Consider the following 14,999-nt stretch of genomic DNA (forward strand, 5'->3'; position numbering starts at 1 on the left):
TGTTATTCGCTCCTCATTTCAAGCCCTTTAATCATTTCTTGTTGGACTTCTTCTAACTCTTTATCATAATGTTGATTAATAAAAGGTCTGGCTGTTTCTCCTTGTATTTGCCCAATCGCCCAATATGCTGTGCCTCTAATCATCGGGCGTGGGTCATTGATTGCCACATCTTGTAAATCCGGGATTGCTGATTCTTCATTAAAGTGTGCTAATGCGATTATAGCATTACGCTGTATAGGTTTCTTTCCACGCCATGCACCTGCTAGATGTCCATACGTATTTTTAAACTCTTTGTTACTCATTTTCAATAATGGGACAAGTCTTGGTTTCAAGATCTCAGGTTCTAATACGATATCATCATGTTGTGTATTGATGCCTTTATTTCTAGGACAAACTTGTTGGCACGTGTCGCAGCCGTAAAGTCTATTACCAATTTTATAACGGTATTCATCTTGCAAATAGCCTTTTGTCTGGGTTAAGAAACTGATACACTTTTGACTATTTAATTGACCATCACCTACAAGTGCGCCTGTTGGACAACGATCAACACAAATCGTACAATCACCACAACTATCAAGTAGTGGGTCATCTGGCTCGAACGGGATGCTAACTAACAGTTCTCCGAGGTAGGTCCATGTACCTAAATCTGGATTTATGACAAATCCATTTCTACCTACATATCCGAGCCCAGCTCTTTCTGCAACTGCTCTATCTGACAGTACGCCAGTATCTACCATCGACTGTATCTCTACATCAGGCACTCGTGATTGGAGATACTCTGCTAATTTATCCAATCTTTTTCGCATAATCGTATGATAATCTTGACCCCATGAAGCACGTGCAAACATACCTCTACGGTCTCCTCGTTTACTTCGTGGGGCACCCTTTAATTTATTTGGATAACCGACTGCAATTGCAATAATCGACCGAGCAGTTGGCAATGATAATTTAGGCTCTGTACGCAAATTTATGTCTGACTCTTCAAAACCAGAAGCATAACCTTTTTCATGATAATCAACGAGCTTTTGTTTCATCTCATCAAAAGGGTCTGCCGTTGTAAAACCAATACTATCTATACCAATTGAGTGAGCATAGTTAATTACATCTTGCTTTAATTGTTTAATATTCACTAATTTACACCCCATATTAAAAAACATACACGTGACATTTTAACACATTATTTTAAATAAAAGCATTGAGAATTTACTATTTTAAACTTGTACCTCACTCTCACTATCTATTTCTATTCTAAAATTACTCCTATATTGTTAATGATTTTTAAAGGAAATGTGAAAACTCGTAAACGTAAAAGTTGCTTATATTATTAAAAAACCAGTTTACAAGATTACTTGCAAACTGGATCTTAATTAAATAAATTTATTGATTTGTAATTTCAAATTTGTATATTTCATCTGAATATCGAGGTAATATCTTTTTACATAATTGATGCACAAGATATCCTGAAGTAAATGGAATAACTAAGTAGCCTATAACTAAAAGTATAATATTCATTGTTGGGTCTCCATCCATACGGTTAAATGCATTAATAGGACCAACGAGACCTGTATAACCAAATCCTGCAGACATTGGCGTGCCTTTAATATCGATAAAGTAAGCAACGAGTCCACATATAATACCATTAATAGCTAGCGGTACAGCGATAATCAAATGCTTAAAGTAAACTGGAATCATCATTTTAGCTGCACCTATCAATAACACGATATTCACGCCAGCACCATTAATGCGAAGTGAACCAAATAAGAACGTTACACAAGCAGCTACAATACCCATATTTGCCGCGCCACTTCCTAAACCAGACAAACTAATTGCAGTTGCAATAGCCACTACTGATATAGGTGTAACCATCAATAATGCATAGGTTACGCATATTAATACAGACATTAACAACGGATTGAGCTCTGTGAATGTATTTACCATATTACCTAAAGCTTTTGTTATGTGAGAAACATATTTCAAAGTAAAAATACCTATGATTCCACTTAGTACTGGTATTAAAACAGGTAAAATAATCATTTCTAATGAACTGAGCTTATTTTGTAATAACATATAGAAGAAACAAGCAATAATAACAACAATAATCGTATTAATTATATCTCCTATACCTTTCAACATAAAGCCACCTTCAGAAATAACAACAGCACCACTGCCTAACATGGCAGAAACTCCAGTCATAGCAGCACCTGGGCCATTAAATTTAAATTGATGTGCCGCTAAAACTCCAATAATAAAAGCCATAAATGATTGAATGAGTACTACAAATTGATAAATATTTTCCAATAAAAGGTTACCAGTTTTAAAGAACTTTAATAATTCCCCAAGTAGCGCATTAGGTAACAAAGCAATAACTACCCCTGCTCCAACCGCTTGTAAAATATTACTGAAAAATTGTTTGCCTGTCATTGAGGCATTTTTACTTGTCGACATGCTTTTGACCTCCGTATTAAAACATTAGACTAATAATATTATAAATTAACAAAAACTACAATATAAATTTTGATTAAATATAGAAATAGTTTCAGAAAAATAAACATCGTACGACTTATCATTCTCAAATAAATTTGAGATAATCTTCACAACTTGAAAATAATCGTATTGCTATCGTAAATCAGTAGAATAATTGTTTAATTTTAGAATTAGGTGTAGGCTTAAAAAAATTAAAAATAAATCCAATTTATATAAATATGACATTTAAATTGGATTAATCAAAATAAGGCTTAAGTATGATGTTTGTTTTATCAATTAAATATATAATAAGTTTTCAATCTAGGAAAAGGAGAACAACATGAAAAAACTATTTATAATAATACTTTTGCTTATCCCGGCCTTATTTATTGGTTTGATTATAGGTGGTTTTCAATACTTAAACGAAGATGAATATTATTATGGTGTTATATCCTCTGATAATAAAACAGCTTATAACTTAGTAGCTAAAGACAATACTATGAAAGTATATGATTTAACCTCAAACCAAAAGTATCAACATGGTGACATCATACGTGTACATACGACAGATGGTAAAGGAGTTATCGTAGATACAAAAAAGTTTCTAAAGATAAAATACCAAAAGAAATATTAGAAAAATATCCAAATAAATTTAAATAAAAAACCCCACCTTTTAAGGTGGGGTTTTACTTTTATGACTTTTAACCTTTTGTATCTTACAGAAAATAGCTATTCTGAACAACGTCCACAATAAAAACAGTTGAATTATGGCAATGTCTATAAAAATATTTTTTTGTACCTCTCAATCCTTAGAGTCCCACCGGTCTCAAGTGTTTTTGGACAATGGCCACTTAAAAATAGCCTTGTTGTCCACTCGTTGTCCAAAATATTGATACTTAATGGATTATATAAAAAAACGGAACCCCGTGGTTGTGGGATTCCTAAAATAAAATGATGCTTTATGATGTTAAATGAATACCGGTGGTCGGGTTCGAACCGACACTCCATAAATGGAACGGGATTTTGAGTCCCGCGCGTCTGCCAATTCCGCCACACCGGCTTTAGATAAACAAAAAACTTCCATAACGGAAGCAATCAAATGGAGCGGAAGATAGGACTTACACCTATACTTCATTCCGGGAAGGAATGTGTTCTAAAAGTTAAACTACTCCCGCATATTAAAATGGAGCGGAAGATAGGACTTGCACCTATACCTCGTTCCGGGAAGGAACGTGTTCTAAGAGTTAAACTACTCCCGCATATTAAAATGGAGCGGAAGATAGGACTTGCACCTATACCTCGTTCCGGGAAGGAACGTGTTCTAAAAGTTGAACTACTCCCGCATATTTCATGGAGGCGGCAACCGGATTTGAACCGGTGATAAAGGTTTTGCAGACCTCTGCCTTACCACTTGGCTATGCCGCCAATAACTGGGCTAGCTGGATTCGAACCAGCGCGTGACGGAGTCAAAGTCCGTTGCCTTACCGCTTGGCTATAGCCCATTAATGTTATTAAGGGCGGTTGATGGGAATCGAACCCACGAGTGTCGGAACCACAATCCGATGCGTTAACCACTTCGCCACAACCGCCATGGCAGGGGCAGTAGGAATCGAACCCACATCAAAGGTTTTGGAGACCTCTATTCTACCGTTGAAATATGCCCCTATTTTAACTAATGGTGGAGGGGGGCAGATTCGAACTGCCGAACCCGAAGGAGCGGATTTACAGTCCGCCGCGTTTAGCCACTTCGCTACCCCTCCATGAGATGGTGCCGGCCAGAGGACTTGAACCCCCAACCTACTGATTACAAGTCAGTTGCTCTACCAGTTGAGCTAGGCCGGCATATGAATGGTTCAGGACAGAGTCGAACTGCCGACACATGGAGCTTCAATCCATTGCTCTACCAACTGAGCTACTGAACCATAATGGCGGTCCCGACGGGAATCGAACCCGCGATCTCCTGCGTGACAGGCAGGCGTGTTAACCGCTACACTACGGGACCTAAATATAATTGCGGGAGGCGGATTTGAACCACCGACCTTCGGGTTATGAGCCCGACGAGCTACCGAACTGCTCCATCCCGCGATAATGTTATTTAATGGCGGAGGAAGAGGGATTCGAACCCCCGCGGGCCGTTAAGCCCCTGTCGGTTTTCAAGACCGATCCCTTCAGCCAGACTTGGGTATTCCTCCATTAAAATAAAAAGTATTAAATTGTAAAAATGGCGGAGGAAGAGGGATTCGAACCCCCGCGGGCCGTTAAGCCCCTGTCGGTTTTCAAGACCGATCCCTTCAGCCGGACTTGGGTATTCCTCCAAAAAATTATATGGACCTTGCAGGATTCGAACCTGCGACCGAACGGTTATGAGCCGTTAGCTCTGACCAACTGAGCTAAAGGTCCTAAAATATAATTTATAAATAAAATATGATGGCGGTGGAGGGGATCGAACCCCCGACCTCACGGGTATGAACCGTACGCTCTAGCCAGCTGAGCTACACCGCCGATATTGAATTTATCAGTATTTAATTTATATTAAAAACATGGTGGAGACTAGCGGGATCGAACCGCTGACCTCCTGCGTGCAAAGCAGGCGCTCTCCCAGCTGAGCTAAGCCCCCAATATTTTATTTGGTTATCGGGAAGACAGGATTCGAACCTACGACCCCTTGGTCCCAAACCAAGTGCTCTACCAAGCTGAGCTACTTCCCGTAAACTAACGCGCCCGATAGGAGTCGAACCCATAACCTCTTGATCCGTAGTCAAGCGCTCTATCCAGTTGAGCTACGGGCGCAAAAATTTAAATGGTGCCGAGGACCGGAATCGAACCGGTACGGTGATCTCTCACCGCAGGATTTTAAGTCCTGTGCGTCTGCCAGTTCCGCCACCCCGGCACTATAATGGAGCAGAAGACGGGATTCGAACCCGCGACCCCGACCTTGGCAAGGTCGTATTCTACCGCTGAACTACTTCTGCATATGCGGGTGAAGGGAGTCGAACCCCCACGCCGTAAGGCGCTAGATCCTAAGTCTAGTGCGTCTGCCAATTCCGCCACACCCGCATGTAAATTCAAATGGTGAGCCATAGAGGATTCGAACCTCTGACCCTCTGATTAAAAGTCAGATGCTCTACCAACTGAGCTAATGGCTCAAAACATGGTGCCGGCCAGAGGACTTGAACCCCCAACCTACTGATTACAAGTCAGTTGCTCTACCAGTTGAGCTAGGCCGGCTAATGTATTTAAATGGTGGAGGATGACGGGTTCGAACCGCCGACCCCCTGCTTGTAAGGCAGATGCTCTCCCAGCTGAGCTAATCCTCCGAATAATTGCCTGGCAACGTCCTACTCTTGCGGAACGTAAGTCCGACTACCATCGGCGCTAAGGAGCTTAACTTCTGTGTTCGGCATGGGAACAGGTGTGACCTCCTTGCCATTGTCACCAGACAATGCAATGTATGAAATTATACAATCAAAACTAGATAATAAGTAAAATGAATGAAACCAAACAAAACGTTTAAAAATTGATTAAGTCTTCGATCGATTAGTATTCGTCAGCTCCACGTATCGCTACGCTTCCACCTCGAACCTATTAACCTCATCATCTTTGAGGGATCTTATAACCGAAGTTGGGAAATCTCATCTTGAGGGGGGCTTCATGCTTAGATGCTTTCAGCACTTATCCCGTCCATACATAGCTACCCAGCGATGCCGTTGGCACGACAACTGGTACACCAGAGGTATGTCCATCCCGGTCCTCTCGTACTAAGGACAGCTCCTCTCAAATTTCCTACGCCCACGACGGATAGGGACCGAACTGTCTCACGACGTTCTGAACCCAGCTCGCGTACCGCTTTAATGGGCGAACAGCCCAACCCTTGGGACCGACTACAGCCCCAGGATGCGATGAGCCGACATCGAGGTGCCAAACCTCCCCGTCGATGTGAACTCTTGGGGGAGATAAGCCTGTTATCCCCGGGGTAGCTTTTATCCGTTGAGCGATGGCCCTTCCATGCGGAACCACCGGATCACTAAGTCCGTCTTTCGACCCTGCTCGACTTGTAGGTCTCGCAGTCAAGCTTCCTTATGCCTTTACACTCTATGAATGATTTCCAACCATTCTGAGGAAACCTTTGAGCGCCTCCGTTACTCTTTAGGAGGCGACCGCCCCAGTCAAACTGCCCATCTGACACTGTCTCCCACCATGATTAATGGTGCGGGTTAGAAATCCAACACAGCAAGGGTAGTATCCCACCAACGCCTCCACGTAAGCTAGCGCTCACGTTTCTAAGGCTCCTACCTATCCTGTACAAGCTGTGCCGAATTTCAATATCAGACTACAGTAAAGCTCCACGGGGTCTTTCCGTCCTGTCGCGGGTAACCTGCATCTTCACAGGTACTATGATTTCACCGAGTCTCTCGTTGAGACAGTGCCCAAATCGTTACGCCTTTCGTGCGGGTCGGAACTTACCCGACAAGGAATTTCGCTACCTTAGGACCGTTATAGTTACGGCCGCCGTTTACTGGGGCTTCGATTCGTGGCTTCGCAGAAGCTAACCACTCCTCTTAACCTTCCAGCACCGGGCAGGCGTCAGCCCCTATACATCACCTTACGGTTTAGCAGAGACCTGTGTTTTTGATAAACAGTCGCTTGGGCCTATTCACTGCGGCTCTCCTGGGCTTGCACCCTAAAGAGCACCCCTTCTCCCGAAGTTACGGGGTCATTTTGCCGAGTTCCTTAACGAGAGTTCGCTCGCTCACCTTAGAATTCTCATCTTGACTACCTGTGTCGGTTTGCGGTACGGGCACCAGTATTCTAGCTAGAGACTTTTCTTGGCAGTGTGAAATCAGCGACTCGAGGAAACAATTTCCTCTCCCCATCACAACTTGACCTTATGAGTGTCGGATTTGCCTAACACTCAGTCTTATTGCTTGGACGTGCACTCCAACAGCACGCTTCGCCTATCCTACTGCGTCCTCCCATCGCTTAAAACGAATCATGGTGGTACAGGAATATCAACCTGTTATCCATCGCCTACGCCTGTCGGCCTCAGCTTAGGACCCGACTAACCCAGAGCGGACGAGCCTTCCTCTGGAAACCTTAGTCAATCGGTGGACGGGATTCTCACCCGTCTTTCGCTACTCACACCGGCATTCTCACTTCTAAGCGCTCCACATGTCCTTGCGATCATGCTTCAACGCCCTTAGAACGCTCTCCTACCATTGTCCTACGGACAATCCACAGCTTCGGTAATATGTTTAGCCCCGGTACATTTTCGGCGCAGTGTCACTCGACTAGTGAGCTATTACGCACTCTTTAAATGATGGCTGCTTCTAAGCCAACATCCTAGTTGTCTGGGCAACGCCACATCCTTTTCCACTTAACATATATTTTGGGACCTTAGCTGGTGGTCTGGGCTGTTTCCCTTTCGAACACGGATCTTATCACTCGCGTTCTGACTCCCAAGTTAAATTGATTGGCATTCGGAGTTTGTCTGAATTCGGTAACCCGAGAAGGGCCCCTCGTCCAAACAGTGCTCTACCTCCAATAATCATCACTTGAGGCTAGCCCTAAAGCTATTTCGGAGAGAACCAGCTATCTCCAGGTTCGATTGGAATTTCTCCGCTACCCACAACTCATCCGCTCACTTTTCAACGTAAGTCGGTTCGGCCCTCCATTCAGTGTTACCTGAACTTCAGCCTGGTCATGGGTAGATCACCTGGTTTCGGGTCTACGACCAAATACTCAACGCCCTATTCAGACTCGCTTTCGCTACGGCTCCACATTTGCTGCTTAACCTTGCATCAGATCGTAACTCGCCGGTTCATTCTACAAAAGGCACGCCATCACCCATTAACGGGCTCTGACTACTTGTAAGCACACGGTTTCAAGTTCTATTTCACTCCCCTTCCGGGGTACTTTTCACCTTTCCCTCACGGTACTGGTTCACTATCGGTCACTAGAGAGTATTTAGCCTTAGGAGATGGTCCTCCCGGATTCCGACGGAATTACACGTGCTCCGTCGTACTCAGGATCCACTCAAGAGTGAACAGATTTTCGACTACAGGATTATTACCTTCTCTGATGTAACTTTCCAGTTACTTCGTCTAATCTATTCTTTTCTAACTCCGTAGAGAGTGTCCTACAACCCCAATAAGCAAGCTCATTGGTTTGGGCTCTTCCCGTTTCGCTCGCCGCTACTCAGGGAATCGATTTTTCTTTCTCTTCCTGCGGGTACTAAGATGTTTCAGTTCTCCGCGTCTACCTTCGGATATGCTATGTATTCACATATCGATAACACGACATAACTCGTGTTGGGTTTCCCCATTCGGAAATCTCTGGATCACAGCTTACTTACAGCTCCCCAAAGCATATCGTCGTTAGTAACGTCCTTCATCGGCTTCTAGTGCCAAGGCATTCACCGTGCGCCCTTAATAACTTAATCTATGTTTTTAGTCAAAAGACTAAAAAGCAAACGTTATTAATCTGTGAGTGTTCTTTCGAACACTAGCGATTATTTTTTGAATTCAAGCGTATACACGCTATTCACTCGGTTTTGCTTGGTAAAATCATTATTTTACTTATTTATCTAGTTTTCAATGTACAATAATTATAATGGTGGAGACTAGCGGGATCGAACCGCTGACCTCCTGCGTGCAAAGCAGGCGCTCTCCCAGCTGAGCTAAGCCCCCGTTATATAAAGTTTATATGAAATGGTGGGCCTAAGTGGACTCGAACCACCGACCTCACGCTTATCAGGCGTGCGCTCTAACCAGCTGAGCTATAGGCCCATTTCGTATTTAAACGCTCAAAATGAGCATTCAAAACTGAATACAATATGTCGTTGTTATTCCGTTTCATCTTCGTAGAAGATGTTCCGAATATATCCTTAGAAAGGAGGTGATCCAGCCGCACCTTCCGATACGGCTACCTTGTTACGACTTCACCCCAATCATTTGTCCCACCTTCGACGGCTAGCTCCAAAGGTTACTCCACCGGCTTCGGGTGTTACAAACTCTCGTGGTGTGACGGGCGGTGTGTACAAGACCCGGGAACGTATTCACCGTAGCATGCTGATCTACGATTACTAGCGATTCCAGCTTCATGTAGTCGAGTTGCAGACTACAATCCGAACTGAGAACAACTTTATGGGATTTGCTTGACCTCGCGGTTTAGCTGCCCTTTGTATTGTCCATTGTAGCACGTGTGTAGCCCAAATCATAAGGGGCATGATGATTTGACGTCATCCCCACCTTCCTCCGGTTTGTCACCGGCAGTCAGCCTAGAGTGCCCAACTTAATGATGGCAACTAAGCTTAAGGGTTGCGCTCGTTGCGGGACTTAACCCAACATCTCACGACACGAGCTGACGACAACCATGCACCACCTGTCACTTTGTCCCCCGAAGGGGAAAACTCTATCTCTAGAGCGATCAAAGGATGTCAAGATTTGGTAAGGTTCTTCGCGTTGCTTCGAATTAAACCACATGCTCCACCGCTTGTGCGGGTCCCCGTCAATTCCTTTGAGTTTCAACCTTGCGGTCGTACTCCCCAGGCGGAGTGCTTAATGCGTTAGCTGCAGCACTAAGGGGCGGAAACCCCCTAACACTTAGCACTCATCGTTTACAGCGTGGACTACCAGGGTATCTAATCCTGTTTGATCCCCACGCTTTCGCACATCAGCGTCAGTTGCAGACCAGAAAGTCGCCTTCGCCACTGGTGTTCCTCCATATCTCTGCGCATTTCACCGCTACACATGGAATTCCACTTTCTTCTTCTGCACTCAAGTTTTCCAGTTTCCAATGACCATCCACGGTTGAGCCGTGGGCTTTCACATCAGACTTAAAAAACCGCCTACGCGCGCTTTACGCCCAATAATTCCGGATAACGCTTGCCACCTACGTATTACCGCGGCTGCTGGCACGTAGTTAGCCGTGGCTTTCTGATTAGGTACCGTCAAGACGCGCACAGTTACTTACGCATTTGTTCTTCCCTAATAACAGAGCTTTACGATCCGAAGACCTTCATCACTCACGCGGCGTTGCTCCGTCAGGCTTTCGCCCATTGCGGAAGATTCCCTACTGCTGCCTCCCGTAGGAGTCTGGACCGTGTCTCAGTTCCAGTGTGGCCGATCACCCTCTCAGGTCGGCTACGTATCGTTGCCTTGGTAAGCCGTTACCTTACCAACTAGCTAATACGGCGCGGGTCCATCCATAAGTGATAGCAAGGCCATCTTTCACTTTAGAACCATGCGGTTCTAAATATTATCCGGCATTAGCCCCGGTTTCCCGGAGTTATTCCAGTCTTATGGGTAGGTTACCCACGTGATACTCACCCGTCCGCCGCTAACGTCAAAGGAGCAAGCTCCTTATCTGTTCGCTCGACTTGCATGTATTAGGCACGCCGCCAGCGTTCATCCTGAGCCAGGATCAAACTCTCCATAAAAATTTATGATGTTTGATTAGCTCATAATACTAAATGTGTTTCTTCAACACTTTTTAACAACTTTAAGTTGTTGTGTTTGGAATTAACGTTGACATATTGTCATTCAGTTTTCAATGTTCATTTTTTCACGTTACAAGAATTTATTCTAACATTAAGTAAATATTAAGTCAATAATAAAATTCTTTTTTATTTATTAAGTTTGTTGTGTTTTTTTGAACTCAACGTTTTCTATTGTATTACCTTCTCAACCAATTAACAAGTATCAATTTTACACTTTTTTGAATTGATAAGGAAAGGCTAATACTGTTTTTGTCGCTCTTGTTTTGACGACTTTTTTATAATATCAACTTTAAATAGCATAGTCAATCATATTCAAGGATATTTTTAGTTTAATTTTACCTTTCAAACGTTTTATTATTGTTTAATTGTATTAAATGTAAATATAGTGTAAATGACTATGTAAATCTTTATATTAATAACGCCTCTTTTATTACTTTACATTGACGAGATTAGATATAAATAACTAGCCATTTCTCATTTCTTCTATTAAAAAAGCCTTATTTGCATACAACCACTACTAAGCACTTGTTTCTCAGCGTATATAAACTTTGTGAAAATAAAAAAAGATAAGACAATTCAATGTCTTATCCTTAACATAACAATCATGGTTTCATAAAGCTGTTATATCTTAGCAATCACTTTAGAAACCACAGCTTAAGATTTCAATTAACTGTTAGATTTTTTATCTTGGCATTCTTTACACAGACCATAAATTTCCATACGGTGATGCGTTACATTAAAGTCAGTTACGTGTTGGGCTAATTGCTCAACTTCATCCAATTGTGGATAATGGAAATCAACAATCTTACCACACTGTTCACATATAACATGATAATGGTTATGTGTATTAAAATCGAAACGACTAGAAGAATCACCATATGGTAATTCTTTGACTATACCTGTTTCTTTAAAAACACGTAAATTATTGTATATTGTAGCAACACTTATATTAGGAAAATCTGGTGAAAGTGCTTGATAAATTTCATCTGCAGTTGGATGTGTATGCGAAGCAATCATAAATTTTAAAATTGCTTGTCTCTGGGGAGTAATTCTAATCCCGGCTTGTCTTAATGTAGCAATCGAATCTTCTAATTCGTGTTCAATTGTATCCATTTCTGCACTCATTTCCCTCACCATCTTTCTATTTAATAATGATTATTACTTAATATTAATATAACTGTTAAAAGTGTGGAATGTCAATAAACAATGTCAGAATCAACTTAATAACCATTTTGTGGTTCGACTTCATTCTCAATTAACTTACCGTAATTGAGAAAATGGGATAAATTATCCATGAATAATAGTGTCGCTTCTTTACTGTGATCTGCTCCATTTCCTGTTATATGTGCAGTTATCGTTACGTTTTCAAGGTCATATAATGGATTATTGGATTTCAGGGGTTCATTTTCAAATACATCTAAATATGCATATCTTATTAGTCGTTCTTTTAATGCATTGATAATTATCTCTTCTTTAACAATTGTACCTCTACCTACATTAATAAACAGAGCAGTATCTTTCATACGTTCAAAATGTGCTTTGTTAAGTAGGTGAACTGTTTTCTCAGTTTCAGGCAAAGTATTTACTACAATATCCGCTTGTTCTAGCGCTTCATTTAGGTCATCAATTGCATACGTTTTTTCAAAATCTTTAACTGATCTACCAGATGTGTTTACACCAGTAATATGAAGACCGAGTGCTTTTGCAATAGTAGTGGTACGTTGAGCGATATTGCCAGTTCCTAAAAATAGTATACGTTCTCCTTTAACCATAGGTGCAGTAATCTTTGAATCGTACTTTCTATTATTTTGATTATCATAAGACGTTCTCATCATTTTATAGTCGTCTAAAATAAAGCCGATTATAAATTCTGCCATTTGTTTCGCATGGATCCCTCTACCATTCGTTAATAAAATGTTATTTTCATCTATATATTTAAGTGGTAAATTATTTACACCAGTTGAGTACCAAGCAATCCATTTTAATTGAGGGCATTGTTCTAGAAAGGATTGAGATATGTTGCCATCATAACCAAATATAATATCTAAATCATCTTGATCTTCCTTTTTTACTTCGGATACGCCATCGGTAAAAATGAAATCAACATCTTTAAATTGTTGTTGTAGCTTATCTTCCATATCTCCTAATCTTCTTAATCCAACCACTTTCATTCTATCACCCCAATATATCTTTTAATTGTTGCATTTGTGTTTTAACTTTAACGTTTTCTATAAGGTCAAGAACTGTTCCATCTTCATCAAGAACAAAAGTTGTTCTTACAATTCCCATCGAAGTTTTACCGAATGCTTTCTTCTCTCGATAAACGCCAAGTTCTTCAGATAATTTATAATCTTCATCTACGAGTAAATCAAAATTCAAATCTAGTTTATTAATAAAATTTTGATGTTTTCGCTTTGAATCTCCACTTATACCATAAACTTTCACATTTGCTTCATTAAATAAGGCAATATTATCACGAAAATCACAAGCTTCTGTCGTACATGTAGGCGTATTATCTCTTGGATAAAAGTATAGAATCACTTTACTTCCTTTTAATGCGTCTTTTGAAATGATTTCACCATTTTGATTTTCTAAATTAAATTGTGGAAACTGATCTCCTTTTTGTAACATATGTCTCACCTATTTCTGTTTATACTTTATTTTATGATACGATAATAGTCGAAAATATTAAATTACAAGAGGTTGATACACATGAATTTTAACGAAAGTGAAAGACTTCAAAAATTCTCTGACGAATATATATTAGGTGGCGTAAATTCTCCTTCTCGCTCATACAAAGCTGTAGGTGGAGGCGCTCCTGTAATGATGCGCTCTGGTGAAGGTGCATATTTATATGATGTTGATGGAAATAAATACATCGATTATTTACAAGCTTATGGACCAATTATTACTGGCCATGCTCACCCACACATTACAAAAGCAATTCAAGAACAAGCTGCACAAGGCGTGTTGTATGGTACACCTACTGAAATTGAAATTGACTTTGCTAAAAAATTAAGAGAAGCCGTTCCCTCATTGGAAAAGATTCGTTTTGTAAATTCTGGAACTGAAGCAGTAATGACAACAATTCGTATCGCCCGTGCTTATACGAATCGAAATAAGATTATTAAATTTGCAGGTCAATATCATGGACATTTTGATTTAGTGTTAGTCTCAGCCGGCAGTGGCCCTTCTCAATTAGGCTCTCCAGATTCAGCTGGTGTGCCACAAAGCGTTGCCAAAGAAGTTATTACCGTCCCTTATAACGATATTGAAGCTTATAAGGAAGCTTTAGAACATTGGGGAGATGAAATTGCTGCCGTATTAGTAGAACCTATAGTTGGAAATTTCGGTATGGTAGAACCGAAGCCTGGCTTTTTAGAAGAAGTAAATCAGCTCACACACGATAATGGGAGTTTAGTGATTTATGATGAAGTTATTTCTGCGTTTCGTTTCCATTATGGGGCTGCACAAGATTTATATAAAGTGTACCCACATTTAACTGCATTTGGTAAAATCGTTGGCGGCGGACTACCGATTGGTGGATATGGTGGTAATCAAGACATTATGGAACAAGTAGCCCCATTAGGTCCTGCTTATCAAGCTGGTACAATGGCTGGTAATCCACTTTCAATGAAAGCAGGAATTGCCTTACTTGAAGTGTTAGAACAAGATGGCGTTTACGACAAGCTAGACCAACTTGGCCAACGTTTAGAAGAAGGTTTAAACAAACTTATTCAAAAACATCAAATTAAAGCAACTGTCAACAGAGTTTATGGTGCTTTAACACTCTATTTTACTGATGAAAAAGTAAGCAATTATGATCAAGCAGAAAATACAGACGGTGAAGCCTTTGCTCAATTCTTTAAACTCATGTTACATCAAGGTATTAACCTTGCACCGTCTAAGTTTGAAGCATGGTTCTTAACAACAGAACATACAGAAAAAGATATAGACGAAACATTAGATGCAGCAGATTACGCATTCAGTCAAATGAAATAAACTTGAATTTTATTCATTATCATTGTATAACAAGTAT

General features: G+C 41.1%; 7 protein-coding genes, 28 tRNA genes and 3 rRNA genes. 2 read left to right on the forward strand and 36 right to left on the reverse strand.

Translation table 11 applies throughout. The features are described 5' to 3' along the window. Positions 1-2: 2 nt before the first annotated feature. Together queG and QQM35_RS10315 are read right to left on the reverse strand one after the other, a co-directional pair. Positions 3-1,130 carry a tRNA epoxyqueuosine(34) reductase QueG gene (gene queG, locus QQM35_RS10310; RefSeq protein WP_342610386.1) on the reverse strand — a complete coding sequence of 376 codons (1,128 nt, stop codon included), beginning with the start codon at positions 1,128-1,130 and terminating at the stop codon, positions 3-5. 247 nt (positions 1,131-1,377) lie between these two features. Further along, positions 1,378-2,445, reverse strand: coding sequence for a PTS transporter subunit IIC (locus tag QQM35_RS10315; protein WP_251519539.1), 1,068 nt, complete (start codon positions 2,443-2,445; stop codon positions 1,378-1,380). A 358-nt stretch (positions 2,446-2,803) separates the two neighbouring features. Here QQM35_RS10315 and QQM35_RS10320 point away from each other — a divergent pair, with 358 nt between their 5' ends. Beyond that, complete coding sequence (locus QQM35_RS10320; RefSeq protein WP_342610387.1) at positions 2,804-3,097, forward strand: hypothetical protein; 294 nt, start codon at positions 2,804-2,806, stop codon at positions 3,095-3,097. A gap of 342 nt (positions 3,098-3,439) precedes the next feature. Here QQM35_RS10320 and QQM35_RS10325 read toward each other — a convergent pair. The 34 genes from QQM35_RS10325 to bcp form a co-directional block, all read right to left on the reverse strand. Next, positions 3,440-3,523, reverse strand: a tRNA-Leu gene (locus QQM35_RS10325). Positions 3,524-3,563: 40 nt separating this feature from the next. Then, positions 3,564-3,638: transfer RNA gene (locus tag QQM35_RS10330), tRNA-Gly, on the reverse strand. Positions 3,639-3,647: 9 nt separating this feature from the next. Then, positions 3,648-3,722 (reverse strand) — tRNA-Gly (locus tag QQM35_RS10335). A 9-nt stretch (positions 3,723-3,731) separates the two neighbouring features. Next, positions 3,732-3,806: transfer RNA gene (locus QQM35_RS10340), tRNA-Gly, on the reverse strand. A gap of 8 nt (positions 3,807-3,814) precedes the next feature. Next, positions 3,815-3,888 (reverse strand) — tRNA-Cys (locus tag QQM35_RS10345). Positions 3,889-3,893: 5 nt separating this feature from the next. Next, positions 3,894-3,965: transfer RNA gene (locus QQM35_RS10350), tRNA-Gln, on the reverse strand. 14 nt (positions 3,966-3,979) lie between these two features. After that, positions 3,980-4,052 (reverse strand) — tRNA-His (locus tag QQM35_RS10355). A 2-nt stretch (positions 4,053-4,054) separates the two neighbouring features. Next, positions 4,055-4,128 (reverse strand) — tRNA-Trp (locus QQM35_RS10360). Between the two features lie 11 nt (positions 4,129-4,139). Continuing rightward, positions 4,140-4,223 (reverse strand) — tRNA-Tyr (locus QQM35_RS10365). Positions 4,224-4,229: 6 nt separating this feature from the next. Continuing rightward, a tRNA-Thr gene (locus QQM35_RS10370) sits at positions 4,230-4,305 on the reverse strand. Positions 4,306-4,312: 7 nt separating this feature from the next. After that, positions 4,313-4,385, reverse strand: a tRNA-Phe gene (locus QQM35_RS10375). 4 nt (positions 4,386-4,389) lie between these two features. After that, positions 4,390-4,465 (reverse strand) — tRNA-Asp (locus tag QQM35_RS10380). Positions 4,466-4,474: 9 nt separating this feature from the next. Further along, positions 4,475-4,548: transfer RNA gene (locus QQM35_RS10385), tRNA-Met, on the reverse strand. Between the two features lie 14 nt (positions 4,549-4,562). Continuing rightward, a tRNA-Ser gene (locus tag QQM35_RS10390) sits at positions 4,563-4,655 on the reverse strand. Between the two features lie 30 nt (positions 4,656-4,685). Beyond that, positions 4,686-4,778: transfer RNA gene (locus QQM35_RS10395), tRNA-Ser, on the reverse strand. Between the two features lie 11 nt (positions 4,779-4,789). Further along, a tRNA-Ile gene (locus tag QQM35_RS10400) sits at positions 4,790-4,863 on the reverse strand. 28 nt (positions 4,864-4,891) lie between these two features. Then, positions 4,892-4,965: transfer RNA gene (locus tag QQM35_RS10405), tRNA-Met, on the reverse strand. Between the two features lie 39 nt (positions 4,966-5,004). Next, positions 5,005-5,080: transfer RNA gene (locus tag QQM35_RS10410), tRNA-Ala, on the reverse strand. Between the two features lie 17 nt (positions 5,081-5,097). Further along, positions 5,098-5,171: transfer RNA gene (locus QQM35_RS10415), tRNA-Pro, on the reverse strand. A gap of 8 nt (positions 5,172-5,179) precedes the next feature. Beyond that, positions 5,180-5,253: transfer RNA gene (locus QQM35_RS10420), tRNA-Arg, on the reverse strand. Between the two features lie 11 nt (positions 5,254-5,264). Then, positions 5,265-5,353 (reverse strand) — tRNA-Leu (locus tag QQM35_RS10425). Positions 5,354-5,360: 7 nt separating this feature from the next. After that, a tRNA-Gly gene (locus QQM35_RS10430) sits at positions 5,361-5,435 on the reverse strand. Positions 5,436-5,438: 3 nt separating this feature from the next. After that, positions 5,439-5,520: transfer RNA gene (locus tag QQM35_RS10435), tRNA-Leu, on the reverse strand. 13 nt (positions 5,521-5,533) lie between these two features. Continuing rightward, positions 5,534-5,609: transfer RNA gene (locus tag QQM35_RS10440), tRNA-Lys, on the reverse strand. A 6-nt stretch (positions 5,610-5,615) separates the two neighbouring features. Further along, positions 5,616-5,691: transfer RNA gene (locus QQM35_RS10445), tRNA-Thr, on the reverse strand. Between the two features lie 13 nt (positions 5,692-5,704). Then, positions 5,705-5,780, reverse strand: a tRNA-Val gene (locus tag QQM35_RS10450). An 8-nt stretch (positions 5,781-5,788) separates the two neighbouring features. After that, positions 5,789-5,903: ribosomal RNA gene (gene rrf / locus QQM35_RS10455) — 5S ribosomal RNA — on the reverse strand. A 77-nt stretch (positions 5,904-5,980) separates the two neighbouring features. Next, positions 5,981-8,902, reverse strand: a 23S ribosomal RNA gene (locus QQM35_RS10460). A 171-nt stretch (positions 8,903-9,073) separates the two neighbouring features. After that, positions 9,074-9,149, reverse strand: a tRNA-Ala gene (locus QQM35_RS10465). A gap of 22 nt (positions 9,150-9,171) precedes the next feature. Continuing rightward, positions 9,172-9,248, reverse strand: a tRNA-Ile gene (locus QQM35_RS10470). Between the two features lie 102 nt (positions 9,249-9,350). After that, positions 9,351-10,900 (reverse strand): 16S ribosomal RNA (locus tag QQM35_RS10475). Together the 16S, 23S and 5S rRNA genes with 28 tRNA genes alongside form the textbook arrangement of a ribosomal RNA operon. 726 nt (positions 10,901-11,626) lie before the next feature. Then, a complete protein-coding gene (gene perR / locus QQM35_RS10480) occupies positions 11,627-12,085 on the reverse strand; it encodes a peroxide-responsive transcriptional repressor PerR (protein ID WP_251518538.1) in 459 nt (152 codons plus the stop codon). 95 nt (positions 12,086-12,180) lie between these two features. Beyond that, positions 12,181-13,131, reverse strand: a complete 951-nt coding sequence (locus tag QQM35_RS10485; protein WP_251942714.1) for a phosphoglycerate dehydrogenase — start codon at positions 13,129-13,131, stop codon at positions 12,181-12,183. Positions 13,132-13,135: 4 nt separating this feature from the next. Further along, positions 13,136-13,591, reverse strand: a complete 456-nt coding sequence (bcp, locus tag QQM35_RS10490) for a thioredoxin-dependent thiol peroxidase (protein WP_251518527.1) — start codon at positions 13,589-13,591, stop codon at positions 13,136-13,138. Between the two features lie 81 nt (positions 13,592-13,672). On the opposite strand from bcp, the gene QQM35_RS10495 reads away from it, so the two are divergent. Beyond that, positions 13,673-14,962 (forward strand): glutamate-1-semialdehyde 2,1-aminomutase, encoded by a 1,290-nt coding sequence (locus tag QQM35_RS10495; RefSeq protein WP_251518525.1) that lies wholly within the window; start codon positions 13,673-13,675, stop codon positions 14,960-14,962. Positions 14,963-14,999: the final 37 nt, after the last annotated feature.

Source organism: Staphylococcus hsinchuensis (assembly GCF_038789205.1).
GTDB classification, from domain to species: domain Bacteria; phylum Bacillota; class Bacilli; order Staphylococcales; family Staphylococcaceae; genus Staphylococcus; species Staphylococcus hsinchuensis.